This window comes from Rhizobium binae (assembly GCF_017357225.1).
Lineage (GTDB): Bacteria > Pseudomonadota > Alphaproteobacteria > Rhizobiales > Rhizobiaceae > Rhizobium > Rhizobium binae.
In genome coordinates this window covers 2,386,517-2,408,159 of sequence record NZ_CP071604.1, presented here as the reverse complement: position 1 = coordinate 2,408,159, position 21,643 = coordinate 2,386,517, and the positions used below count along the sequence as shown (strand labels likewise).

The 21,643-nt window shown below is 59.9% G+C and carries 23 protein-coding genes; 14 read left to right on the top strand and 9 right to left on the bottom strand.

Annotated features, from left to right (window positions below; genetic code table 11):
• Nucleotides 1–17: 17 nt before the first annotated feature.
• Together J2J99_RS11840 and J2J99_RS11835 are read left to right on the top strand one after the other, a co-directional pair.
• On the top strand, nt 18–1,136 hold the full coding sequence (locus J2J99_RS11840) for an anhydro-N-acetylmuramic acid kinase (protein ID WP_168297029.1): 1,119 nt from the start codon (nt 18–20) through the stop codon (nt 1,134–1,136).
• A complete protein-coding gene (locus J2J99_RS11835) occupies nt 1,133–1,648 on the top strand; it encodes a GNAT family N-acetyltransferase (RefSeq protein ID WP_168297030.1) in 516 nt (171 codons plus the stop codon). The genes J2J99_RS11840 and J2J99_RS11835 overlap by 4 nt, the downstream gene beginning before the upstream one ends.
• A 5-nt stretch (nt 1,649–1,653) precedes the next feature.
• On the opposite strand, the gene J2J99_RS11830 is transcribed toward J2J99_RS11835, so the two are convergent.
• A complete protein-coding gene (locus J2J99_RS11830) occupies nt 1,654–2,820 on the bottom strand; it encodes an acyltransferase family protein (protein WP_168297031.1) in 1,167 nt (388 codons plus the stop codon).
• A gap of 143 nt (nt 2,821–2,963) precedes the next feature.
• Nucleotides 2,964–3,641 carry an alpha/beta hydrolase gene (locus J2J99_RS11825; protein ID WP_168297032.1) on the bottom strand — a complete coding sequence of 226 codons (678 nt, stop codon included), beginning with the start codon at nt 3,639–3,641 and terminating at the stop codon, nt 2,964–2,966.
• Nucleotides 3,642–3,858: 217 nt separating this feature from the next.
• On the opposite strand from J2J99_RS11825, the gene J2J99_RS11820 reads away from it, so the two are divergent.
• The 7 genes from J2J99_RS11820 to sufA all read left to right on the top strand — a co-directional run bounded on the left by J2J99_RS11820 (nt 3,859) and on the right by sufA (nt 11,064).
• A complete protein-coding gene (locus tag J2J99_RS11820) occupies nt 3,859–5,025 on the top strand; it encodes a cysteine desulfurase family protein (protein ID WP_168297033.1) in 1,167 nt (388 codons plus the stop codon).
• A gap of 169 nt (nt 5,026–5,194) precedes the next feature.
• The gene (gene sufB, locus J2J99_RS11815; protein WP_168297034.1) at nt 5,195–6,664 is read left to right on the top strand and encodes a Fe-S cluster assembly protein SufB; all 1,470 of its coding nucleotides are present in this window, start codon (nt 5,195–5,197) and stop codon (nt 6,662–6,664) included.
• A 192-nt stretch (nt 6,665–6,856) separates the two neighbouring features.
• Complete coding sequence (gene sufC, locus J2J99_RS11810; protein ID WP_168297035.1) at nt 6,857–7,612, top strand: Fe-S cluster assembly ATPase SufC; 756 nt, start codon at nt 6,857–6,859, stop codon at nt 7,610–7,612.
• A 24-nt stretch (nt 7,613–7,636) separates the two neighbouring features.
• Nucleotides 7,637–8,911 carry a Fe-S cluster assembly protein SufD gene (gene sufD / locus J2J99_RS11805; protein ID WP_168297036.1) on the top strand — a complete coding sequence of 425 codons (1,275 nt, stop codon included), beginning with the start codon at nt 7,637–7,639 and terminating at the stop codon, nt 8,909–8,911.
• 12 nt (nt 8,912–8,923) lie between these two features.
• Nucleotides 8,924–10,165, top strand: a complete 1,242-nt coding sequence (locus J2J99_RS11800) for a cysteine desulfurase (protein WP_168297037.1) — start codon at nt 8,924–8,926, stop codon at nt 10,163–10,165.
• A 12-nt stretch (nt 10,166–10,177) separates the two neighbouring features.
• Nucleotides 10,178–10,558 carry an SUF system Fe-S cluster assembly protein gene (locus tag J2J99_RS11795; RefSeq protein WP_004675587.1) on the top strand — a complete coding sequence of 127 codons (381 nt, stop codon included), beginning with the start codon at nt 10,178–10,180 and terminating at the stop codon, nt 10,556–10,558.
• Nucleotides 10,559–10,671: 113 nt separating this feature from the next.
• Entirely contained in the window at nt 10,672–11,064 is a 393-nt protein-coding gene (gene sufA, locus J2J99_RS11790) for a Fe-S cluster assembly scaffold SufA (protein ID WP_168297038.1), read from the top strand.
• Nucleotides 11,065–11,141: 77 nt separating this feature from the next.
• Here the strand turns inward: sufA and J2J99_RS11785 are convergent, their stop codons facing one another.
• The 6 genes from J2J99_RS11785 to J2J99_RS11760 form a co-directional block, all read right to left on the bottom strand.
• Nucleotides 11,142–11,765: a hypothetical protein gene (locus tag J2J99_RS11785; RefSeq protein ID WP_168297039.1), complete on the bottom strand. Its 624-nt coding sequence runs from the start codon at nt 11,763–11,765 to the stop codon at nt 11,142–11,144.
• A gap of 107 nt (nt 11,766–11,872) precedes the next feature.
• Entirely contained in the window at nt 11,873–12,178 is a 306-nt protein-coding gene (locus J2J99_RS11780; protein ID WP_168297040.1) for a flagellar basal body protein, read from the bottom strand.
• Between the two features lie 188 nt (nt 12,179–12,366).
• Nucleotides 12,367–13,158, bottom strand: coding sequence for an amino acid ABC transporter ATP-binding protein (locus J2J99_RS11775; protein WP_168297041.1), 792 nt, complete (start codon nt 13,156–13,158; stop codon nt 12,367–12,369).
• Complete coding sequence (locus J2J99_RS11770) at nt 13,155–13,823, bottom strand: amino acid ABC transporter permease (RefSeq protein ID WP_097599285.1); 669 nt, start codon at nt 13,821–13,823, stop codon at nt 13,155–13,157. Before J2J99_RS11770 ends, J2J99_RS11775 begins: the two co-directional genes overlap by 4 nt.
• The gene (locus tag J2J99_RS11765; RefSeq protein ID WP_168297042.1) at nt 13,820–14,461 is read right to left on the bottom strand and encodes an amino acid ABC transporter permease; all 642 of its coding nucleotides are present in this window, start codon (nt 14,459–14,461) and stop codon (nt 13,820–13,822) included. The genes J2J99_RS11770 and J2J99_RS11765 overlap by 4 nt, the downstream gene beginning before the upstream one ends.
• A gap of 97 nt (nt 14,462–14,558) precedes the next feature.
• Complete coding sequence (locus J2J99_RS11760; RefSeq protein ID WP_425526053.1) at nt 14,559–15,392, bottom strand: transporter substrate-binding domain-containing protein; 834 nt, start codon at nt 15,390–15,392, stop codon at nt 14,559–14,561.
• 223 nt (nt 15,393–15,615) lie between these two features.
• Here J2J99_RS11760 and hutC point away from each other — a divergent pair, with 223 nt between their 5' ends.
• The 4 genes from hutC (at nt 15,616) to J2J99_RS11740 (ending at nt 19,284) form a co-directional block, all read left to right on the top strand.
• On the top strand, nt 15,616–16,359 hold the full coding sequence (gene hutC, locus J2J99_RS11755; RefSeq protein WP_168297044.1) for a histidine utilization transcriptional repressor HutC: 744 nt from the start codon (nt 15,616–15,618) through the stop codon (nt 16,357–16,359).
• Nucleotides 16,349–17,278: a LysR family transcriptional regulator gene (locus J2J99_RS11750; RefSeq protein WP_168297045.1), complete on the top strand. Its 930-nt coding sequence runs from the start codon at nt 16,349–16,351 to the stop codon at nt 17,276–17,278. Before hutC ends, J2J99_RS11750 begins: the two co-directional genes overlap by 11 nt.
• Before the next feature lie 114 nt (nt 17,279–17,392).
• A complete protein-coding gene (locus J2J99_RS11745; protein WP_168297046.1) occupies nt 17,393–18,748 on the top strand; it encodes an LLM class flavin-dependent oxidoreductase in 1,356 nt (451 codons plus the stop codon).
• A complete protein-coding gene (locus tag J2J99_RS11740; RefSeq protein WP_168297047.1) occupies nt 18,745–19,284 on the top strand; it encodes a flavin reductase family protein in 540 nt (179 codons plus the stop codon). The genes J2J99_RS11745 and J2J99_RS11740 overlap by 4 nt, the downstream gene beginning before the upstream one ends.
• On the opposite strand, the gene J2J99_RS11735 is transcribed toward J2J99_RS11740, so the two are convergent.
• The gene (locus J2J99_RS11735) at nt 19,261–20,421 is read right to left on the bottom strand and encodes an aminotransferase (RefSeq protein WP_168297048.1); all 1,161 of its coding nucleotides are present in this window, start codon (nt 20,419–20,421) and stop codon (nt 19,261–19,263) included. The two genes, J2J99_RS11740 and J2J99_RS11735, sit on opposite strands and share 24 nt — an antisense overlap.
• A 96-nt stretch (nt 20,422–20,517) precedes the next feature.
• Between J2J99_RS11735 and speB the strand changes: the two genes are divergently transcribed.
• A complete protein-coding gene (speB, locus tag J2J99_RS11730; RefSeq protein WP_168297049.1) occupies nt 20,518–21,573 on the top strand; it encodes an agmatinase in 1,056 nt (351 codons plus the stop codon).
• Nucleotides 21,574–21,643 lie beyond the last annotated feature (70 nt).

The window sequence follows — 21,643 nt, the reverse complement described above, 5'->3', positions numbered from 1 at the left end:
CATGGGAGGCAAGCCTGATGGATCTGGTCAGAACCGCGATCGGGCTGATGAGCGGCACGTCGATGGATGGAATCGATGTCGCGCTGGTCAGGACAGACGGCCGCGGCTTCATCGAGCGCGGGCCGTTCCTGGGCAGGCCCTATGAGCCCGAATTTCGAGAGCGGCTCAAGCGGGCGCTGGACCTGGCGCGTCCGCTTCACCACAGGAGCGAGCGGCCCGCGGAACTTCGCGACATCGAGCTTGAGTTGACCTTACGGCATGCAATTGCCGTTACGGCATTTCTTGAGCGTTTCGGGCTTTCAGCCGATGCCGTCGACGTTCTCGGCTTTCATGGCCAGACCGTGCTTCACCGGCCCGACGAAGGTCTGACGATTCAGATCGGCGACGGCGGCGTCCTCGCTCGGCGAACCGGGATATCGGTGGTCTACGACATGCGCGCCAACGACATGGTCCACGGCGGCCAAGGCGCACCGCTGGTGCCGGCCTATCACGCCGCCCTCGCGGGAAAATTCCAGCAGGCGGGGCAGGCGGTCTGCTTCGTCAATATCGGCGGCATCTCCAATCTGACCTTCATCGGTACGGACGGCCGGATCGTCGCTTTCGACAGCGGGCCGGGCAATACGCTGATCGATCAATGGGTGGAGATGCAGACCGGCAGAACCTATGATCCCGGCGGCGAAATCGGCGGACGCGGCAAGGTCGTGACCGCGCTCGCGGACCGATACCTGCAGAGCCCGTTTTTCCGCGGCAATGTCCGCCGTTCGCTCGACCGCGGCGATTTCGCGCCGCTTCGGTCCGATGAGGCGAGCCTCGAGGACGGTGCCCGCACACTGGCGCACGTCGCCGCCGCCTCGATCGTCAAATCCGCCCGCTTTCTCCCGGAAACTCCATCGACCTATGTCGTCTGCGGCGGCGGCCGGCTGAACGCCACTTTGATGGCGGAGTTCTCGGCGATGGCCGAAGGCTTGGGATCGCGCGTGTTGAGCGCCGAGGAAGCAGGCTTCGACGGCGATGCAATGGAGGCAGAGGCCTGGGCCTATCTCGCCGTCCGATCGTTGGACGGGCTGCCGTTGACGTTTCCCGGCACGACCGGAGTCAGCGCTCCCGTCAGCGGCGGTGTGCTCGCAACGCCATGAGCGACAGGCTCATCCTGAAGACGCCGCGGATGAGATTCGTCATGTGGGACGAAGGCGATGCGGCCCTTGTGCAGCAGCTGCATTCGACGATGGCAACGACCCGATATCTTCCTGGCAGCGCGCCTTGGAGCCTCGAGAAGGCCGCTGAACGGCTGCGGGGCTGGTTCGAGGAACAGGCGCGCGACGGTACGACCAAATACAGGATTGTCACCGAGGACGGACGTTTCGGCGGCCGCGCCGGCATTTCACGGTTTGGGAGCGAGCAGTTCGAACTCGGCTACTCCTTGATCGAGGAGGCGTGGGGCAAGGGCCTGGCAACAGAAGCGGCGAGCGCCCTGGCCGACTGGTTCTTCGAAAGGAGACTTGCGCCCGCTTTCATTGCCTTCACGCATCCCGAAAACGTCGCCTCGCAGCGCGTACTCAGGAAGATTGGCATGCGCGAACGCGCGCCGATCCTGATCGATGGAGTGCTCGATATGGCTTTCGAGATGACCGCTGACATGCGGCCATAAAATCCCTAACTCTTGACGGCAAGCGGCCGCACGCGTCCGCCCTGATTGCCGTCCTCGACACCCCTGACCTGGGCGATGAACGAGAACTTCTTGCGCAGGCCGAGGATCGGCTTCTCGATGAAGTGCCAAGACAGCACCGCGACGGCGAGAGCCGATGGCAGGCCGACGGCATAGAGCGCCAGCGCCCCATATTTCGGATAGAGGAAGACCGACGGAAACGCGCTTATCCAGATCTGCAGGAAGGGGTCGTGATAGAGATAGACGCCGTAGGAATAGTCGCCTTTCCGGAAGAAGGCGGGGATCGGGACTTCCGACAGACCGATGAAGACCGTGATGTAAACAAGCGAGGTGATGACAATGGGTCGGTTGATCACCGATTCAATCGCCCGGCTGTCGAGAGTGAGAATGGCGGCGACGCAAACGAGGCAGGCGGCGGCGAAGAGCCACCGCGAATGGGGAATGACCGCCTTGAACTGGAAGGCGACGATGCCCATCAGGAACGCCGTTATCAGCTGCGAGCCGCGACTCATGAACAGGAAGCGGGCGACGGGCTTGATCGCGCCCGGCAGGAGGTAGGGCATCTTCTGCACGATGAGACCGATGACGATGTAGGCGGCCGTCACCGCAAGCAGTTTGTAGCGCGTCTTGACAATGGCGGTGATCATCAGAAACGACATGATGATGTAGCAGAAGATCTCCCAGGGAACCGTCCAGAGAGCGCCATTGACCTTCTGGCTCGGATTGTCCTGGAACACGCCCGGCAGCTCGTAATGGATCCAGCCGACGATGTTCAGGAAGTATTTGAAGAAGCGCGGATCGGTGAAATATTCGGAGTGGTAGACGATCGTGACGATCGGGCCGATGATCAGCGAACAGACGACGATATCGACCGCAAGAGCCGGTACGATGCGCAACCCGCGATTGATCAGGAAATTACGCAGGCTCAGCCGCTGGGCGCTGCCGGCGATCAGGAATCCGCTCAAGGCAAAGAACATAGGAACAAGAGCATATTCGGTAAACCAGAATATGGTGCCCCTGATGAAAGCATCATTTTTTGTTAACAAAAAAGAATGGGTGAGGACGATAGAAAAGGCGAGGCCAATTCTAAGAAAATCAAATCCTGGACCGATTCCTTTATACTTATCCAGGACTTCCCCGAACGACTTGGTCATTTGCGGACCTCGCTTCTGTTTGGATCGCGGGGACCCTACCGCACTGCAAAATATATTGCAACACGGTAAGGTGATCTGTTCCGGCACAATCGGTCCGCAGGGACCGAGCGCCTCATTGAAGGGATGATGTCTCGCGCTACGCTTTAGCGGATACGCTTGGCGGCCGGCTCCGGCACCAATTCGCCATTGAGGCGGCGGTCGAGATAGTCCTCGCACTCGTTCATCAGGGTCTCCACCTGACCGTTGAAGAAGTGATTGGCGTTGGGCACGGTGCGATGGGTGATGAGAATGCCCTTCTGCGTCTTCAGCTTCTCCACAAGGCCGTTGACGTCTTTTTCGGGCGCCACCTTGTCGGCCTCGCCGTTGATGATGAGGCCGGAGGAGGGGCAGGGCGCCAGGAAGGAGAAGTCGTAGGTATTGGGCTGAGGCGCGATCGACATGAAGCCTTCGATCTCCGGTCGGCGCATCAGGAGCTGCATGCCGATCCAGGAACCGAAGGAGTAACCGGCGACCCAACACGTCTTCGAATCGGGATGCAGGCTCTGCACCCAGTCGAGCGCCGAGGCGGCATCAGACAGTTCGCCGGCGCCGTGGTCGAATTCGCCCTGGCTGCGGCCGATGCCCCGGAAATTGAAGCGCAACGTCGTGAATCCACGCTTCTGGAACATGTAGAAGAGCTGGTAGACGATCTGATTGTTCATCGTGCCGCCGAACTGCGGATGCGGATGCAGAATCAGGGCGATGGGCGCGCTTTTTTCCTTGGAGGGCTGGTAGCGGCCTTCAAGACGGCCGGCTGGGCCGTTGAAAATTACTTCGGGCATTGGTACTCCGGGTTTTATTTCGCGTTCGCGCTGCGTTGGGCGACAACATGACTTGACTAACGTTGTCAGCTTTTCTAAAACGCAGTTTAGAACAATTCGAAACTTGCATGGCGATCCACGCTTCGTGGAACGTGTCATAAGGCAAGCCCGGCGGAAATTTCAAGAAAAATGAACCGCGGGTGCTGAAGCAAGCTCGTCAAGCGCAGGACTGAAGATCATGGCGCCGCCACGCCTTTATCTCGACTGGAATGCAACAGCGCCGCTGCACCCGGCAGCGCGCGAGGCGATCATGCGCGCCATCGATGTGTTTGGCAATCCGAACAGCGTGCATGGAGAGGGGCGCGCCGCCCGCGCCGCCATCGAAGGCGCGCGACGCAAGGTAGCGGCACTGGCCGGCACCGATGCCGGTAATGTGGTCTTCACCAGCGGCGCGACGGAAGCCGCCAATCTGGTGCTGACGCCGGATTTCCGCATGGGGCGTACGCCGCTTCGGCTTGGCCGTCTCTATTTTTCCGCGATCGAACACCCCGCCGTGCGCGAGGGCGGACGCTTTCCCAAGGAGAAGATGACCGAGATTCCGGTGACGGAATCCGGCATCGTCGATCTCGACGCGCTCGCTACCCTGCTCGATACCCATGACAAGGCTGCCGGCCTGCCGATGGTCGCCGTCATGCTCGTTAACAACGAGACGGGCATCGTCCAACCGGTCGAGGCGGCGGCAAAAATCGTGCATGCCCATGGCGGGCTTTTCGTCGTCGACGCCGTACAGGCGGCCGGCCGCATCCCGCTCGATATCGACAGGCTCGGCGCCGATTTCATGATCGTCTCCTCGCACAAGATCGGCGGGCCGAAGGGCGCCGGCGCGCTGATTGCGCGCGGCGAGGCGCTGATGCCGCGGCCGCTGATCCAGGGTGGCGGGCAGGAGCGTGGTCACCGGTCGGGGACGCAGAATTCGCTGGCGCTGATCGGCTTCGGCGCGGCGGCCGAGGTGGCGGTGGCCGAACTTGAGGCGCGCAATGCGGCGATCGGAGCGCTGCGCGACCGGCTGGAAGCCGGCATGCGGCAGGCGGCGGTCGACGTGATCATCCACGGTGAGGGCGGCGAGCGTGTCGCCAATACGATCTTCTTCACCTTGCCGGGGCTGAAGGCCGAGACCGGGCAGATCGCCTTCGACCTAGAAGGCGTGGCGCTTTCGGCGGGCTCGGCCTGCTCGTCCGGCCGGCTCGGCGAAAGCCATGTGCTGACGGCGATGGGACGCAACGCCAAGCTCGGCGCGCTGCGGATATCGCTCGGCTTCTCGACCACGGAAGAGGACATAGACAGGGCGATTGCTGCTTTTGCGAAGATCGCCTGCCGGCGCAGATCGGCGGGCGAGGCGGCCTGACCGCATCATAAACTTGCGGAAATGCAAATTTCCGCTTGCCAATCGGGCTGAAAAGTCCCTTTTGGCCTCTTACATCAAGGCAAGGAATTGCCCGACCATCAGGGCAAGGAAATTGCCCATAGACGCTACAAGCTGCCGGACCTTGTATCCGGCGAGATTGGAGAACGAAATGGCTGCCGTGCAGGAAACGATCGACCAGGTACGCCTGATCGATGTGGACCAGTACAAATACGGTTTCGAGACTGTCATCGAAATGGACAAGGCGCCCAAGGGCCTGTCCGAGGATATCATCCGCTTCATTTCGGCCAAGAAGCAGGAGCCGGATTGGATGCTGGAATGGCGCCTGGAAGCATATCGGCGCTGGCTGACGCTGGAAGAGCCGACCTGGGCGCGCGTCAATTATCCGAAGATCGATTTCAACGACATCCACTATTATGCCGCGCCGAAAAGCGCGCCGGGTCCGAAGTCGCTCGACGAGGTCGATCCGGAGCTGTTGAAGGTCTACGAGAAGCTCGGCATTCCGCTGCGTGAGCAGGAGATCCTGGCCGGGGTCGAGAAGCCGAAGATCGCCGTCGACGCGGTTTTTGACAGCGTCTCGGTCGTCACCACCTTCAAGGCGGAGCTGAAGAAGGCCGGCGTGATCTTCATGTCGATCTCGGAAGCCATCCGCGAACATCCCGATCTCGTTCGCAAATATCTCGGTTCGGTCGTGCCGACCTCGGATAATTATTACGCGACGCTGAATTCGGCGGTGTTTACCGACGGCTCCTTCGTCTTCGTGCCGAAGGGCGTTCGCTGCCCGATGGAGCTCTCCACTTATTTCCGCATCAACGAGAAGGGCACCGGCCAGTTCGAGCGCACGCTGATCATCGCCGAGGAAGGCGCCTACGTCTCCTACCTCGAAGGTTGCACGGCGCCGCAGCGCGATGAGAACCAGCTGCATGCCGCCGTGGTCGAACTCGTGGCGCTCGACGATGCCGAGATCAAATATTCCACCGTCCAGAACTGGTATCCTGGTGATAAGGAAGGCAAGGGCGGCATCTACAACTTCGTCACCAAGCGCGGCGATTGCCGTGGCAATCGCTCGAAAATTTCCTGGACGCAGGTCGAAACCGGCTCGGCGATCACCTGGAAATATCCGTCCTGCATCCTGCGCGGCGACGACTCCAGAGGCGAGTTCTATTCGATCGCCGTCTCCAACGGCCATCAACAGATCGACAGCGGCACCAAGATGATCCATCTCGGCAAGAACACGTCGAGCCGCATCGTCTCCAAGGGTATCGCCGCCGGTGTTTCCAACAACACCTATCGCGGCCAGGTCTCGGCTCACCGCAAGGCGTCGAATGCGCGTAACTTCACCCAGTGCGATTCGCTGCTGATCGGCGACAAGTGCGGCGCCCATACGGTGCCCTATATCGAGGCGAAGAATTCGACGGCGCAGTTCGAGCACGAAGCGACGACCTCGAAGATTTCCGAGGATCAACTGTTCTACTGCCTGCAGCGCGGCATCCCCACCGAAGCGGCGATCGCGCTGATCGTCAACGGCTTCGTCAAGGAAGTCCTGCAGGAACTACCGATGGAATTCGCCGTCGAGGCGCAGAAGCTGATCAGTATCTCGCTTGAGGGTAGCGTGGGCTAAACGCGATCTCCGTCACCCTCGGGCTTGTCCCGAGGATCTGCGCACGTATGCGGAAGTCGCATCGGCACAGCAGGGCAATTGCAATTGAAGGCTTAGATCCTAGGGACAGGCCCGAGGATGATGGATTGAGGCCGTTGCGAACGGTCAATCAGGCGGCACTTGAGCCCGCTGTATGAACAGGAAGAACCAAAGATGCTTGAAATCAAAAATCTTCATGCCCGTATCGCCGAAGACGGCACCGAGATCATCCGCGGCTTGAACCTGACGGTCAAGGCTGGTGAAGTTGCCGCGATCATGGGGCCGAACGGCTCTGGCAAGTCGACGCTCTCCTATGTGCTGTCCGGTCGTGAAGACTATGAAGTGACCGAGGGCGACATCCTTTATAATGGCGAGAGCATTCTCGAACTCGATCCGGCCGAGCGCGCCGCCAAGGGCATTTTCCTCGCCTTCCAGTACCCGGTCGAAATCCCCGGTGTTGCCACCATGCAATTCCTCAAGGTGGCGATGAACGAGCAGCGCAAGGCGCGCGGCGAGGACGAGCTGACGACGCCGGATTTCATGCGCCGCGTCAAGGATGCCGCGGCCAAACTACAGATCAACACCGAGATGCTGAAGCGGCCGCTCAACGTCGGCTTCTCCGGTGGCGAGAAGAAGCGCGCCGAGATCCTGCAGATGGCGCTGCTGGAGCCGAAGCTCTGCGTGCTCGATGAAACCGATTCCGGCCTCGACATCGACGCGCTGAAGATCGTCGCCGACGGCGTCAACGCACTGCGTTCGCCCAATCGCGCCGTCGTCGTCATCACCCACTATCAGCGCCTGCTCGACTATATCGTGCCTGATACCGTTCACGTGCTCTACAAGGGCCAGGTGATCAAGTCGGGCGACAAGACGCTGGCGCATGAGCTCGAAGCCAACGGCTATGCCGATATCATCGGCGCGGCGGCCTGAGTTCGGGTGGAAAGGACGACCTCCATGAACATGCAGACGACGAGTCGCCTGACCGCGGCCGAAACGGCGCTGATCGAGGCCTTCAACCAGCAGATCGGCGACCTGCCGGGCAACGGCGCGGTGACGGCGCTGCGCGACCGGCTTCTCGATGACCTGAAGAAGGCCGGTCTGCCGACGCGCCGCATCGAAGCCTGGCATTACACTGACTTCAAAAATCTCCTGCGCGGCTTGCCGTCGCAGGCAGGCGATGCCGGCTCCGACCCGCTCGAGCCGCTCGTCGCGGGTTCCAGTGTGCTGGCGGTGATCCAGGGCCATGCCAATCAGAAGGCGGCCGCAGAGGGTCTTGGCCTGTCGGCCTATAGCGAACATCTGCAGGACGGCTCAGCCGCTGCCGGCCTCGATGCGCTCGGCAACGACGATGCGGTCGGCCGCATCAATGGCAGCTTCGTGCGCGACGGCTATGTGGTCGACGTGCCTGATGATACCGAGCTTGAAGATCCGCTCGAGATCCAGTTCATCCATGCCGGCGGGCAGACGCATACGCGCCTTCCCGTTTCGTTCGGCGCCGGCGTCAAGGCAACAGTTATCGAGCGTCACCGTGCGGTGACGGGCGATGCCGCCTTCGTGTCCCATATCAGTGACATCACCGTCGGCAAAGGCACGGAGCTGACCTGGATCATCCTGCAGCAGCAGGGCGCCGACGATACGCATCTAGGCCAGATCCGCGTCGATCTCGGCGCCGATGCCAAGCTTCGCCTGTTCGTCATCAATGCCGGCGGCAAGCTGGTGCGCCAGGAACTGCACATCAAGGTGACGGGTGAGGGCGCCGATCTGACGCTGCGCGGCATCAACCTGCTTGGGGCAGACAGCCATACCGACGTGACAATGGTGCTCGGCCACGACGTGCCGCATACCGGCTCGACCGAGGTGATCCGCAACGTCGTCTTCGACCGTGCCAAGGGTGTCTTCCAGGGCATGATCCGGGTGGCCCCCGATGCGCAGAAGACCGACGCCAAGATGGCTTGCAATACCCTGCTGATGTCCGACGATGCCGAGTTCTCGGTCAAGCCCGAGCTCGAGATCTTCGCCGACGACGTCCAGTGCGGCCATGGCGCGACGGTTACCGATATCGACGCCAACCATCTCTATTACATGATGGCGCGCGGCATTCCGGAGAACAAGGCGCGGGCCATGCTCGTCAATGCCTTCGTCGCCGAGATCGTCGAGGAACTGGAAGACGAAGCCCTGGTCGAGGCGCTGGAAGGCGTGATTTCGGCCTGGCTCGAGAAGCACGCCTGATCGGATACAGCAATGGACAAGATCGTGCCGGCCACGCCATACGACGTCGAAGCCATCCGCCGGGATTTTCCGATCCTGGCGGAGAAAGTGCACGGCAAGCCGCTGGTCTATCTCGACAACGGCGCCTCGGCCCAGAAGCCGCAGGTGGTGATCGACGCCATCTCGCATGCCTACGCCCATGAATATGCCAATGTGCATCGCGGCCTGCATTATCTCTCCAATGTCGCGACGGATGCCTACGAGGCGGCGCGCGAGAAGGTGCGCCGCTTCCTCAACGCCCCTTCGGTCAACGATATCGTCTTCACCAAGAATTCGACCGAAGCGATCAATACGGTTGCCTATGGTTGGGGCATGCCTCAGATCGGCGAAGGTGACGAGATCGTCCTGACGATCATGGAGCACCACTCCAACATCGTGCCCTGGCACTTCATCCGCGAGCGGCAAGGCGCGAAACTGGTCTGGGTGCCTGTTGACGACGAGGGCGCCTTTCATATTGAGGATTTCGAGAAGAGCCTGACGGAGCGCACCAAGCTCGTCGCCATCACCCATATGTCGAATGCGCTCGGCACGATCGTTCCCGTCAAGGAGGTCTGCCGCATCGCCCATGAGCGCGGCATTCCGGTCTTGATCGACGGCAGCCAGGGCGCCGTCCATCTGCCGGTCGACGTGCAGGATATCGATTGTGACTGGTATGTCATGACCGGCCACAAGCTCTACGGCCCGTCGGGCATCGGCGTGCTCTACGGCAAGAAGGAGCGGCTTTCGCAGATGCGCCCCTTCCAGGGCGGCGGCGAGATGATTTTCGAGGTTGCCGAGGACGCGGTCACCTACAACGATCCGCCGCATCGCTTCGAGGCGGGCACGCCGCCGATCGTCCAGGCGATCGGGCTCGGTTATGCCCTCGACTATATGGAGAAGGTCGGTCGCGAGGCGATCGCCCGGCATGAGGCCGATCTTGCCGCTTACGCCGTCGAGCGGTTGAAGTCGGTCAATTCGCTGCGCATCTTTGGAACGGCGCCCGACAAGGGCAGCATCTTTTCCTTCGAGCTTGCCGGCATCCACGCGCACGACGTCTCGATGGTGATCGACCGGCAGGGCGTTGCGGTGCGCGCCGGCACGCATTGCGCCATGCCGCTCTTGAAACGCTTCGGCGTCACCTCCACATGCCGTGCATCCTTCGGCATGTACAATACCCGCGCCGAGGTCGATGCCCTGGCCGATGCGCTTGAATATGCGCGCAAGTTCTTTGCTTGAGGAGTGTCCGTGATGAGCCTGGACGAAAGCGAACAAAAGATCGACGTGCGCGAAGGCATCGTGCATTCCAGCATCCCGGCCGATGAGTTGGCGCGGCTGAGCGACGACGTCATCGGCGCGCTGAAAACCGTCTACGACCCGGAAATTCCCGCCGACATCTTCGAACTCGGTCTGATCTACAAGATCGACATCGAGGACGACAGGATGGTGAAGATCATGATGACCTTGACCGCGCCCGGCTGCCCGGTCGCCGGCGAGATGCCGGGCTGGGTGGAGAATGCCGTTGGCGCCGTCGAAGGTGTGTCGGGCGTCGAGGTCGAAATGACCTTCGATCCGCCATGGACGCCGGACCGTATGTCCGAGGAGGCGCAGGTCGCTGTCGGCTGGTACTGAGCGGCGCTAGTACGCAGTACCCGCGGGCGGTATTGATCCGTTTACCTCGGGCGACTACATTTGATTCACGAAGCACCGGATCTTGACCCCGGTTGTGGAAGGAGAAAAAGCCGATGGGCTTTGCAGTGATGAGCATGACGGAAGGGGCTGCCGCCCGCGTCAACGCGATCGTCGAAAATTCCGGACCGGAAGCCAAGGGCATTCGTGTCGGCATCAAGAAGGGCGGCTGCGCCGGGATGGAGTACACCATCGATCTGGTGACCGAGCCGAATGCCAAGGATGACCTGATCGAGCGCGACGGCGCCAAGGTCTGGGTCGAACCGTCAGCCGTACTCTATCTTCTCGGTACCGAGATGGGTTTCGAGCAGACGACGCTGCGCTCCGGCTTCACCTTCACCAATCCGAACCAGACATCGGCCTGCGGCTGCGGCGAATCCGTCGAGCTGAAGCCGGCCGATCTCGCTGCCCTTGCCGCGCAGCGCCAGAGCGAGCCGGCGCATTCCTGATAACCGTCCCCTTTAGGCTGATGGGGAATTCTCCATCAACTGCTTCCTGACAAAACGGTCGCGGGCCGGTGTCTCGCTTATGGACGAGCAAGGCGAGGCGCCGCGCCACATATTGTGTCCTGCTCAGCGGAACCTGTCATAAAAAACGGCTGCGAGTGGGATCGCGTATCGATGTCTAGGAAAGAGACGACGCGGCAGCCGTGGGGGTTCTTACGGGCCAGCCGAATACCGAGATTGGTAGAAAATAACGGATCCGGGTTCCAATATTCATAGCGTCCAGTGACCAGGAGTTTATCCCGTTCCACGAGAAATGTCGCCCTCAGTAGCTTTTCCTCGTCCGTGGAGATTGGCTCTGCTTTCTCCGCGAGTTTGATCTCGCACGAACGTTTTGATTTGCCACGATCTGATGGATGCTCGCCTTCCACGACCACGAAACGAGATCCGGGAACTTCCCAGCGCCATTCAGCCTCCTGGTATCCAGATGTCAGTGGAAAGGGTACTCCAGGAGCGGTCAAGGGGGCTACCGTCCTGAGGTGACGGCCAAGGTCGCGTAATCCTGTTGCATTAAAGTCTTTGCCGTTCTCCACGGCAATTCGACATCGTGTGAACAGGTCGCGCCAAACACCGGACAGGTCTTCGCTGGCACCTGCACTGGTCACGAGGGCCAAATTCAGAAGGACTGGCAAGGCAACGTGACGCAAGCGGCATACTCCTGAAATGGTATTTGTGCACCAATGGGCGATCCCAATATGCGGATTGGCACGTGTGAAAATAGAGTAACGAATAGGGCCATGGCTTTGAGGATTGCCTAGTCGCGCTTGATGCTCATCAGCATTTCCCAGATGTCAGCGCCGGTCTCGAAGACCATGGCGTTCGCATTGTAGCTCTGCTCGGCTACGATCAGGTCGGTGAGTTCGGTGGCCGCATCGACATCCGAATCCGTCGGACCGACGATGGCCTCGACGCTGCCTGAGGCAACGGAGGTGAGGCTGGTGTTCAGCCTGTTATAACCAGGGGTGCTGCTGTTTGCGACGTTGCTGGCGATCGCGCTGATCCGTGTCGTCTGTGCCCGCATTCCCAAAAGAGCAGTGCCTGCAATAGTCGATATGCTCATCAGCCGTTTCCCCAGAACTGGATCTTCGTTTTTTACCCGCAAGGACTTAGGGAATGCTGAAGGCGTTGCATTAGCAAAGACCTATGGGTACGCAACCATGCCGTCAGACGTGCTTCGCAATGGCACGGCGCGCAGCCGGGACAAACCTACAGGACCAAAACGCTTGGACGGATCAAGTGGGACGAGCATCACAGCAACATCGAGGCTCCGCGATCGATATAGGTATCAAGAAACTGCTCGAGGCGCGGGTTTCTCGGTCGCTTGAAAACCTCTTGGGGCGGACCAGTGAACAGCACCTTGCCATGATCGAGAAAGATGATCTGCTGGCCGACCGTTGCGGCAAACCCGATCTCGTGGGAAACGACGACCATTGTCATGCCTTCGGCGGCGAGATCGCGCATGACGTTCAGCACTTCGCCGGTCAGTTCGGGATCGAGTGATGAGGTTGGTTCGTCAAAGAGCATGATCTTCGGGTTGAGAGCCAGGGCCCGCGCGATAGCAACACGCTGCTGCTGTCCTCCCGAGAGCTGTGACGGATAGTGGTTTGCCCGGCCCTCGAGACCGACCTTGGCGAGTTGAGCCATTGCCCGCTCCTCTGCCTCCTTGCGGTTCTTTTTGTGAACCGTCTTCAGCGCCTCGCTGACGTTGCCGAGCGCCGTCATGTGTGGCCAGAGATTGAACTGCTGAAAAACCATGCCGATCTGGGCGCGAATCCGGCGATTGGCGGCAGCCGGCAACCGCTCCCTTACGCCATTCGCATTTTCCGCAAAGCCGAGCACCTCGCCATTGACGGCAATGCTACCCTTTGTCGGTTCTTCCAGAAACGCCATGCAGCGCAGCAGCGTGCTCTTGCCTGATCCCGATGGACCGATCACGCAGGAAACCTGTCCCTGGGCAATATCAAGATCGATACCGTTCAGCACGGTGGAATCGCCAAACGTCTTGACAAGATTTTTGACTGCAATCGCGGGAACGCTCATATGTTGAAAAACCTGAATCTGGTGAGTTTCGTTTCGGCGAGACGACCGAGCCAGCCGGTGATTTCGACCAGCGCCCAATAGAAGAGGGCGAGGACAAAAAGCGCTTCGACAAATGCATATTGCTGCGATCCGATGGCGCTCAGTGTTGCCGTCAGTTCCGGCACGGTGATGATCGACAACACGGCCGTCTCCTTCATGAGGATGATCGTCATGTTGAGCGATGGCGGCAGCACCAGCATGGTCATCTCAGGCAGCAATATACGCCTGACGATCTGCGTGTGTGTCAGGCCAACGCATAGACCCGCTTCGATATGCCCCTTCGGGACGGCGGCAAAGCCCGAGCGGAATATCTCGCTGAAATAGGCCGCGCCGTAGATGGACAGGCCAACGACGCCTGCCGGGATCGGATTGAGCGACAATCCGATGAAGGGGCCCCCGTAGTAGACGAGGAATATCTGAATGAGGAAGGGCGTGCCGCGCAGCACTGCGATGACAATGCCGAATGCCCTGTCCAAGAGCACCCCGCCAAAACGCCGGGCGACAGCGACAAGGAAACCCAGAACGGCAGCAGCAAGAGCGGCGACGATCCAGATGACGATTGTCACGAAGGCACCGCTGGCGATCTCCGGCAAATGGCTGAAAATCACATTGATATCGAACGTCATCGCGGTACTCCCGGCAGGGAGCGTTCGATCAGACCGCCGGCAAGTGCTACGATCCAATTGATGGCGAGGTAGATCAGACCGGCGGAAGCGAAGATTTCGAGCGGCAGAAAGGTGCTGCCGGCAAGGTCCTGGGCCATGCGCGTCAGCTCGACGATCCCGACAACGGAGACCAGCGAAGAAGCCTTCAAAATAAGGATCGCTTCGTTGACGAGCGCCGGAAAGGTCAGCCGCAGAGCGATTGGCGCCTTGATCCGGCGGAAAATTTGCATGGGCGTGAGACCGACCATCTCGGCGGACTCGACAAGGCCCGAGGGGACGCTGGCAAAACCGCCGCGCAGATTTTCAGCCTGATAGGCAGCCGTGCACAGCGAAAGGCCAACGATCGCCGCAACGATACTCGGCACGTTGATGCCGATCACCGGCAGAAGGTTGTAGATCAGCAACAGCTGCACCAGCAGCGGTACGCCGCGAAAGAAGCTGATGAAAACCTGCCCTAGCAGCATGAAAAGCCGTTGCCGCGAAAGGAGCATGGCGGAAACAATGATCGAGATCGCAAAGCCGATCAGAATCGAAACCACGCTGATCGTGACCGTGTAGATCGAAGCTTGCAGAAGAAGTTCGAAAAGTTTGGTGGACATGGGCGGTGCTTGCCTGCGTGCTACGGCCGTGACGTCTGTTCCCACGGCAAATTGCGCCCCGACCGATGGCGGGGCGCGTGCATTTCACCGGCAATGATCAGAATGCCGGATCCTTGACAGCGTCCGGTGTGTCGAAAGACGCACCGAACCACTTCTTTTGCAGCTCTGCCATACGCCCGTCTGCCTTGATCTTGAGCATCGCGGCATCGATCGCGTCCATCAGCGGGGCGTGATCGGCGTCCTTGAGACCGATGAAGCCGAAATAGGACTTCTTTCCGAAAGGCGGCAGGACGACTTCGAAAGTGCCCTTTCGCTGGCTCGCGACAAAGGCGATGTTCGGGAGCGAATTCGCAACGCCTGCAATACGGCCGGCTGCGAGATCGGCGTAGGTCTCAGTGAAGGCAGGATATTCGCGCACATCGACCTTGGTCGGCAGCGTGTCGGAGAATTCCTTCAGCTGGTCGAGCTGGGCAGTTGCCTTGCCGACACCAATCGTCTTGCCGGCAATGTCTTCCGGCTTGCTGATCGTCGTGTCGCCGGCCTTCTTAAGGATGGCAATCGTCGCTTCGGCGATCGGCGGCGTGAAGCGATAGCGCTCCATGCGCTTTTTGGTGATCGTTGCAGGACCTGCGACGATATCGAACTTGCCAGCCTCAAGCGCGGGGAAGACGCCGTCCCAGGGAAGTGCCACCCACTCGATCTTGACGCCAAGTTCCTTGCCGATCTCGGCAAAAAGGTCGACGTTCAGGCCCGTATGTTCACCCGCATCGATATAGTCAAACGGTGCGAAAGCCGTTTCGGTGCCAACCTTGAGCGTGCCGGCTGCCTTGACGGCCGCCAGCGTATCGGCTGCGTGGGCGCAAAAGGCTGCTCCTAACAGGAACGAAGCGCCGACCAGACCCGTCAGCAGTGACTTTGCCTTCATGATCATCTCTCCAGTTTTATTCCTCCGATGGAGGAGTTTTGTTCCCGATTTTGATTTCAATGCGCGGATTTTTATGCTCCGCTTTTGACTATACAAATAGATATAGGCTGGCCTAGAGTGTCAATGTAAAAGTCAAGGAACGCAAAAATTGTGCCGGGTGGCGGCAATCTTTGCCGGTGTGACGCGACCGCTCCGGCACTTTGATCGTGACGCCCAACGAGGTGTGGACTTGGTGTCGATTTATCAGCGTATTTACATGGATATCGAGGCGAAGATCATTAGCGGCGATTGGCGGCCCGGCGACCGTATTCCCATAGAACATGAACTGGTCGCGGAATATCAATGCTCGCGCATGACTGTCAGCAAGGCACTGTCGGCTCTGGTCGAGCGCGGCATGATCGTCAGAAGGCGCAAGACCGGTTCGTTTGTTGCGTCGCCCCAGATCGACCGCACGGTAATGGATATTCAGGATATCAGCACCGAAGCGGAATTGGCCGGGCACGAGCACCGCTTCGAGCTTCTCACCCGTAGAGTCGAACGCCTTGGAGAAACGGACGCACAACAGCTGTCGGAAGCTCCCGATGCGGAGATACTCAGGCTTCAATGCCTGCATATCGTGGACGGCAGACCCAATGCCATCGAACGGCGGATCATCATGCTCGACGCCGTCCCACGTGCGCGCGACGAGAGCTTCGCCTCGATCCCGCCCGGCAAATGGCTGCTTGCAGAAGTTCCCTGGTCCAAGGCCAAACACGTCATCCGCGCTGTCTCGGCCGATACGGCGACGGCGCGAATGCTGGAGACAGAAAGAGGCCAGGCGTGCCTTAGCCTAATCCGGCAGACCTGGCAGAACGGCCGGACGGTGACATATGTCGAGATTATCCATCCAGGCGACCGGTTCCAGTTCGCAGGGACGTTTCATCCGATGGCAAAGTTGGCGCACACCACGGGAGGTTCTGCAAGTGATCGATGAGCGCTTCAAGACGATCCCGCTCAAGGGTCTGCAAGCCTTCGAGGTGGTGGGGCGTTGCGGCGGCGTGACGGCTGCGGCACTGGAGCTCAAGGTCTCGCCGGGGGCAATCAGCCAGCAAATTCACAAGATCGAAAGTTTTCTTGGCGTTTCTCTGCTGGAGCGAAGCGGGCGAACCGTTGAGCTGACCGCCTGGGGCCGGCTTTATCATCAGGAGATATCGAAGGGGTTTGAGCAATTTGCGCTCGCCCAGCAGTTGTTGGAAAGGGCACGCAACGAGACGGCGCTGGTTCTCAGCGCGCTTTCTTCCGTCGTCAACAAATGGATCGGCAGGCGCATCTTCGACTGGCAGGCCCTTCATCCCGATGTACAGGTAAGGATTATCGGACGGGACAAGGAGCCCAGGATCGGCTTCGACGATGTCGACTTCCGCGTGAGCTACGGATCGGACGTTCTGCAGCACGACCATTATACGGAACTGTTTCGCGATTGGGTCGTGCCTGTCTGCTCGCCGTCGCTAATGCAGGATCGCGCGCACGCGGCCCGGGAGCTCTTCGAGCAGCCGCTTCTGCATGTCGAGTGGGAAAGGCACTTCACGCCTTACCCAAGCTGGGCGGAGTTTGCGGCCATGGCCGGTATACCGTTCGACGCGTCGACGCCCGGCCTCTCCTTTACCCTGTCGAGCAGCGCGATCGATGCGGCCGTCAACAAGCGTGGCGTCGTCCTCGCGCAGATGTCGATGATTACCGATGAGCTCGAGGCGCAGACGCTCGTCACTCCCGTCGACATGCGGATTCCGCTGCGCGAAAGCTACTTTCTCGCCTGGGACCGCGCGGCACTGCAAAAGCCGCGCGGCCGCGAATTCCGCGACTGGCTCGTCGCTATTTCCCGTCAGCAAGCTTTGCTGTCAGCCCCCAGGTGAACGTTTTAGAAAATCTAAAACGGACCCTAGCGCCGCGATGTTGATGAAAATTTGCGCCTGGTGATAATTTGCGCGGCCACCTTCAATCGGCAGCATGCATAAGGGGAGAGCTCGATGGCGCGAACTGACAAGATGAAACTTGGGACCTTCGTCTACACTTTCGGCTTTCATCCGGCCTCGTGGCTGCATCCGGCCAGCGATGTCGGCGGCGCCAATGACTTCGCCCATCTGCTCGATGTCGCCAAACGATCCGAGGCGGCCAAGTTCGATTTCATGTTCATGGCGGATTCTCCGGCTGCCGCCGTCGGTGATCCGAATGCGCTTGCCCGTATTCCGACCAAGATGAATCGCTTCGAACCCCTCTCACTGCTATCAGCATTAGCGGTCACGACCAGCAATCTCGGTCTCGTTGCGACGGTGTCGACAAGTTATTACGAGCCATACAATGTCGCCCGCCTGTTCGCCTCGATCGACCATCTGAGCAACGGGCGCGTCTGCTGGAATGTCGTCACCTCCGACCATGACGAAACCGGCTACAACTTCAATCGCGAGGGACTTGATCCGCACGCGCTACGCTATGAGCGCGGCAACGAATTCGTCGATGTCGTTTTCGGCCTTTGGGACAGCTTCGAGGAAGGTGCTCTGCTTCTCGACCGCGAAAACGGTGTCTATTATGACAAGGACAAGCACCACACCCTCAATCACAAAGGCAAGCATTTCCAGGTCCGCGGACCCCTCAACATTGCGCGAACGCCCCAGGGCCGTCCCGTCATCGCCCAGGCCGGCGGTTCAGAACCCGGAATGGACATGGCGGCGCGCACGGCCGAGATCGTCTTCAGCCTCGCGTCGAATATCGAGCGGAACAGGGCCTTCTACGAAAACGTCAAGTGCCGGATGCCGGCCTATGGGCGCGATGCCGACGACCTGAAGATCATGCCGGGCATCGTTCTCAACGTCGGTGAAACGGAAGCCGAGGCAAAGGCGAAGGTCGACTATCTGATCGACAAGATGCATCCTGATGTCGGCCGGTTGATGCTTTCCGAATTCCTGGAAGCGGACTTGCGCGACGTGCCGCTCGATAAGCCCTTCCCCATGGATCGGCTTCCGGCGGCGCCGAAGGGTTCACGCGCCTTGTTCGACGAACTGGTCGGATTCGTCAGGAGCGGCCATACCGTCGGCGAGCTCATCCGGCACTATGCCGAGAAGCATACCGGAAATGGCATTACAGGTACGCCGACCCAGATCGCCGACTTTATGGAGGAATGGTTCGAGACCCGGGCTGCCGATGGCTTTATCCTGATGTTTCCGACCTTGCCGTCCAGCCTCGACGATTTCGTGAGGCTTGTCCTGCCCGAGCTTCGCCGCCGCGGCCTGTTCCGCGAGGAATATGAGGGAAGGACCCTGCGCGAAAACCTCGGTCTTTCAATGCCGGCAAACCGTTTTGCCAAAACGCAGACGCCAGCCCGATGAGTCCCGAGGCTTTGATCAGCGAAACGGACTTCAAGCTTTCGATGCGTCATCTGGCGGGTGCGGTCAGCGTGATCACGGTCGGCGGCGGACAAGACCGCACCGGCTTCACCGCAACCTCGGTCTCTTCATTTTCGGCGGAGGTGCCCTCCGTCATCGTCAGTGTCAACCGCGCATCTTCCTCATGGCCGGTGTTGCAGCGGTACGGCTGTTTCTGTGTCAACGTGCTCGCGGCCGACCAGCAGCAGGTGGCGCAATCCTTTGCAGGTTTCGACGGACGCAAGGGCGTGGAACGCTTCGGTAATGCGGGATGGTATCGCCTCACGAGTGGCGCGCCCGTTCTCGAAAACGCTCTTACCGTGCTGGACTGCAAGCTCGAAGCGGAATTCCACCATCATTCCCATGCGATTCTGATCGGGCATATTTGCGCCATCCAAGTCCGACAAGGCATAGGGCCGCTCATCTATTGGCGCGGCGGCTATCGTGAACTTCCGGCGGAGGTCGATTGCCACGTTCTAGCGGAGCCGCTCCGACAATAGCCCTATCGAGGCAACATCCGCATTGGCAAAGGCAAGTCTGAGGTAATGCTCTTGTCCCTCGCCGAAATAGGCGCCGGGCAAACAGACGATGCCCGATTCCCTGGCGAGTCTTTCGGCGATCTCTGAAGATGATCGATCGGCGAAAGGGTGGCGGACGAAGGCGAAATATGCGCCGATCGCGCCTATCTCCCAATCAAGGTCGGAAAAGGCCTGTCGCAGCGCATCCGCCCGGCGGGCGATCTCCAGCCGGTTGCCGGCGCGCCAATCGGCAAGCGCCGGGATAGCCGAAGCAACGGCGATCTGAGCCGAGCGCGGGGCGCAGATCTGCATATTGTCCATCACCTTGGCGATCTCGGCGACGAGCTTGGGTCCTGCCGTGATGGCACCCAGCCTGTGGCCGGGGATGCAAAAGGATTTCGAAAAACTGTAAAGAAGGACGACCGTGTCCTCCCAACCCGGCTCGGACAGGAGTGAGTGCGGCCGGCCGTAATCCTCGCCCAGGAAATCGCGATAGGTTTCATCGAGGATCAGCCAGGTGCCATACTTCCGGCAAAGAACAAAAAGCTCGTGCAGCAGGCTTGGCGGATATACCGCTCCGGTCGGATTGTTGGGTGAGACGACTGCCAGCACCTTGGCGCCGGCCGCAAGTGCCGCCTCGGCCGAACTCGGATCGGGAAGAAAGCCGTGGACTGGATCGCAGGCGACCAATCGCCTCCCGATCCCCAGCATCGACAGCGTCGTGTCGTGGTTGAAATAGAAGGGATTGGTGAGAGCTGCGGTATCGCCCGCGCCTGCAAGCGCGATCGCCGCGCACATGAACGCCTGATTGCAGCCGGCGGTGATGTGGATATTGGCTGCGGAGACGTCGGCGCCGTAAAGCGCGGCGAGATGAGCCGCATAGGCCTTGCGTAAAGAAGGCTCGCCTTCGATTGGACCGTAGCCTGTCATCGCCTGTTGTCCGGCCGCCTCGGCAAGCCGGCGAAGCATCTCCGGATGGGCGGGATAGCCGGGTACGGCTTGCGATAGATCGATGAGCGGCCCCTTGTTCCCTTTATATTCGCGGCTCCAGGCGATGACGGAAGGAATGGGCGGGGCAGAGAGGCGGGAAACAAGTAGATTGGGTTTTGCGGCGATCATATCGATTTCTCTTTGATAGCAATTGCTACAACGATACCAATTGCCTTCTCAACCCCTTTGTCGGCTGAGATGGAACCGAAGCGGAGGCGTATGCGCATGGTGTGGGACAAAACGCGACTCGAACAGTTGCGCGCAGAATTCGCGGGCGCCAATGGCGGCGAGATATTCGATGAGAGGTTTCGGAAAGTGGCGGAGAAGATCATCTCCAAAAACGGCACGAGGCTGGCGCCATATGCCGGCATACCGACCTTTCTCAGCGCACCCTATATGCAGGTCGCTGCCGATGAGCCGGACTTCGGCAATCTGCAGGTTGCCATTACGGGGATCCCGATGGATCTCGGCGTGACCAACCGTCCGGGCTCCCGTTTCGGGCCGCGAGCGCTTCGTGCCATAGAAAGGATCGGTCCGTACAATCACGTTCTTGCTACGGCGCCGGTTTTTGATCTTCGGGTCGCCGACATCGGCGACGTGCCGTTCCAAAGCCGCTATCGGTTGGAACTCAGCCACGACGACATTGAAAAGCGTATGCGCCAGATCGTCGACGCCGGCGTTGCGCCACTTTCGGTCGGTGGTGATCACTCCATCAGCCATCCGATCTTGAAGGCCATCGGCCGGCAACAGCCGGTCGGGCTCATCCATATAGACGCCCATTGCGATACAAGCGGCGCGTTCGATCAAACCAAGTTTCATCACGGCGGGCCGTTCCGGAATGCGGTGCTGGATGGCGCACTCGATCCAACGAGGACAATCCAGATTGGCATCCGGGGTTCGGCGGAATATTTGTGGGAATTCTCCTATGCGTCGGGAATGACCGTGATCCATGCCGAAGAGATTAGCGGTATGGGCATTGCTGCGGTGATTGCCAAGGCCAAATCCATCGTCGGCGACGGCCCGACCTATCTTTCCTTCGACATAGACAGCCTCGATCCGAGCTTTGCGCCCGGCACAGGCACACCCGAGGTCGGAGGATTGACCACACGTGAAGTCCTCGAACTGATACGGGGGCTGAAAGGGATAAACCTGGTGGGTGGCGACGTCGTCGAGGTTGCCCCGCAATATGATGCAACGACCAACACTGCGCATGCCGCGGCACAGGTACTTTTCGAGATCCTGAGCCTTATGGTGTTCAGCCCATCGGTCGGCGAACGCTAGGCTGTGGTGACAATTTAACGATCCGGGATTCCATTCGAGTCGCAAATCAGATTCAACGCTGACTTTTGGA

Bases quoted from the DNA above. Each gene is read 5' to 3' on its own strand.
- J2J99_RS11735 (WP_168297048.1), bottom strand. From the start codon at position 20,421: ATGATCGCCGCAAAACCCAATCTACTTGTTTCCCGCCTCTCTGCCCCG.
- J2J99_RS11795 (WP_004675587.1), top strand. From the start codon at position 10,178: ATGAGCCTGGACGAAAGCGAACAAAAGATCGACGTGCGCGAAGGCATC.
- J2J99_RS11775 (WP_168297041.1), bottom strand. From the start codon at position 13,158: ATGAGCGTTCCCGCGATTGCAGTCAAAAATCTTGTCAAGACGTTTGGC.
- J2J99_RS11760 (WP_425526053.1), bottom strand. From the start codon at position 15,392: ATGATCATGAAGGCAAAGTCACTGCTGACGGGTCTGGTCGGCGCTTCG.
- J2J99_RS11840 (WP_168297029.1), top strand. From the start codon at position 18: ATGGATCTGGTCAGAACCGCGATCGGGCTGATGAGCGGCACGTCGATG.
- J2J99_RS11770 (WP_097599285.1), bottom strand. From the start codon at position 13,823: ATGACGTTCGATATCAATGTGATTTTCAGCCATTTGCCGGAGATCGCC.
- sufD (WP_168297036.1), top strand. From the start codon at position 7,637: ATGAACATGCAGACGACGAGTCGCCTGACCGCGGCCGAAACGGCGCTG.
- J2J99_RS11800 (WP_168297037.1), top strand. From the start codon at position 8,924: ATGGACAAGATCGTGCCGGCCACGCCATACGACGTCGAAGCCATCCGC.
- sufB (WP_168297034.1), top strand. From the start codon at position 5,195: ATGGCTGCCGTGCAGGAAACGATCGACCAGGTACGCCTGATCGATGTG.
- J2J99_RS11820 (WP_168297033.1), top strand. From the start codon at position 3,859: ATGGCGCCGCCACGCCTTTATCTCGACTGGAATGCAACAGCGCCGCTG.
- J2J99_RS11830 (WP_168297031.1), bottom strand. From the start codon at position 2,820: ATGACCAAGTCGTTCGGGGAAGTCCTGGATAAGTATAAAGGAATCGGT.
- sufA (WP_168297038.1), top strand. From the start codon at position 10,672: ATGGGCTTTGCAGTGATGAGCATGACGGAAGGGGCTGCCGCCCGCGTC.
- J2J99_RS11745 (WP_168297046.1), top strand. From the start codon at position 17,393: ATGGCGCGAACTGACAAGATGAAACTTGGGACCTTCGTCTACACTTTC.
- speB (WP_168297049.1), top strand. From the start codon at position 20,518: ATGGTGTGGGACAAAACGCGACTCGAACAGTTGCGCGCAGAATTCGCG.
- sufC (WP_168297035.1), top strand. From the start codon at position 6,857: ATGCTTGAAATCAAAAATCTTCATGCCCGTATCGCCGAAGACGGCACC.
- J2J99_RS11835 (WP_168297030.1), top strand. From the start codon at position 1,133: ATGAGCGACAGGCTCATCCTGAAGACGCCGCGGATGAGATTCGTCATG.
- J2J99_RS11825 (WP_168297032.1), bottom strand. From the start codon at position 3,641: ATGCCCGAAGTAATTTTCAACGGCCCAGCCGGCCGTCTTGAAGGCCGC.
- J2J99_RS11780 (WP_168297040.1), bottom strand. From the start codon at position 12,178: ATGAGCATATCGACTATTGCAGGCACTGCTCTTTTGGGAATGCGGGCA.
- J2J99_RS11740 (WP_168297047.1), top strand. From the start codon at position 18,745: ATGAGTCCCGAGGCTTTGATCAGCGAAACGGACTTCAAGCTTTCGATG.
- J2J99_RS11765 (WP_168297042.1), bottom strand. From the start codon at position 14,461: ATGTCCACCAAACTTTTCGAACTTCTTCTGCAAGCTTCGATCTACACG.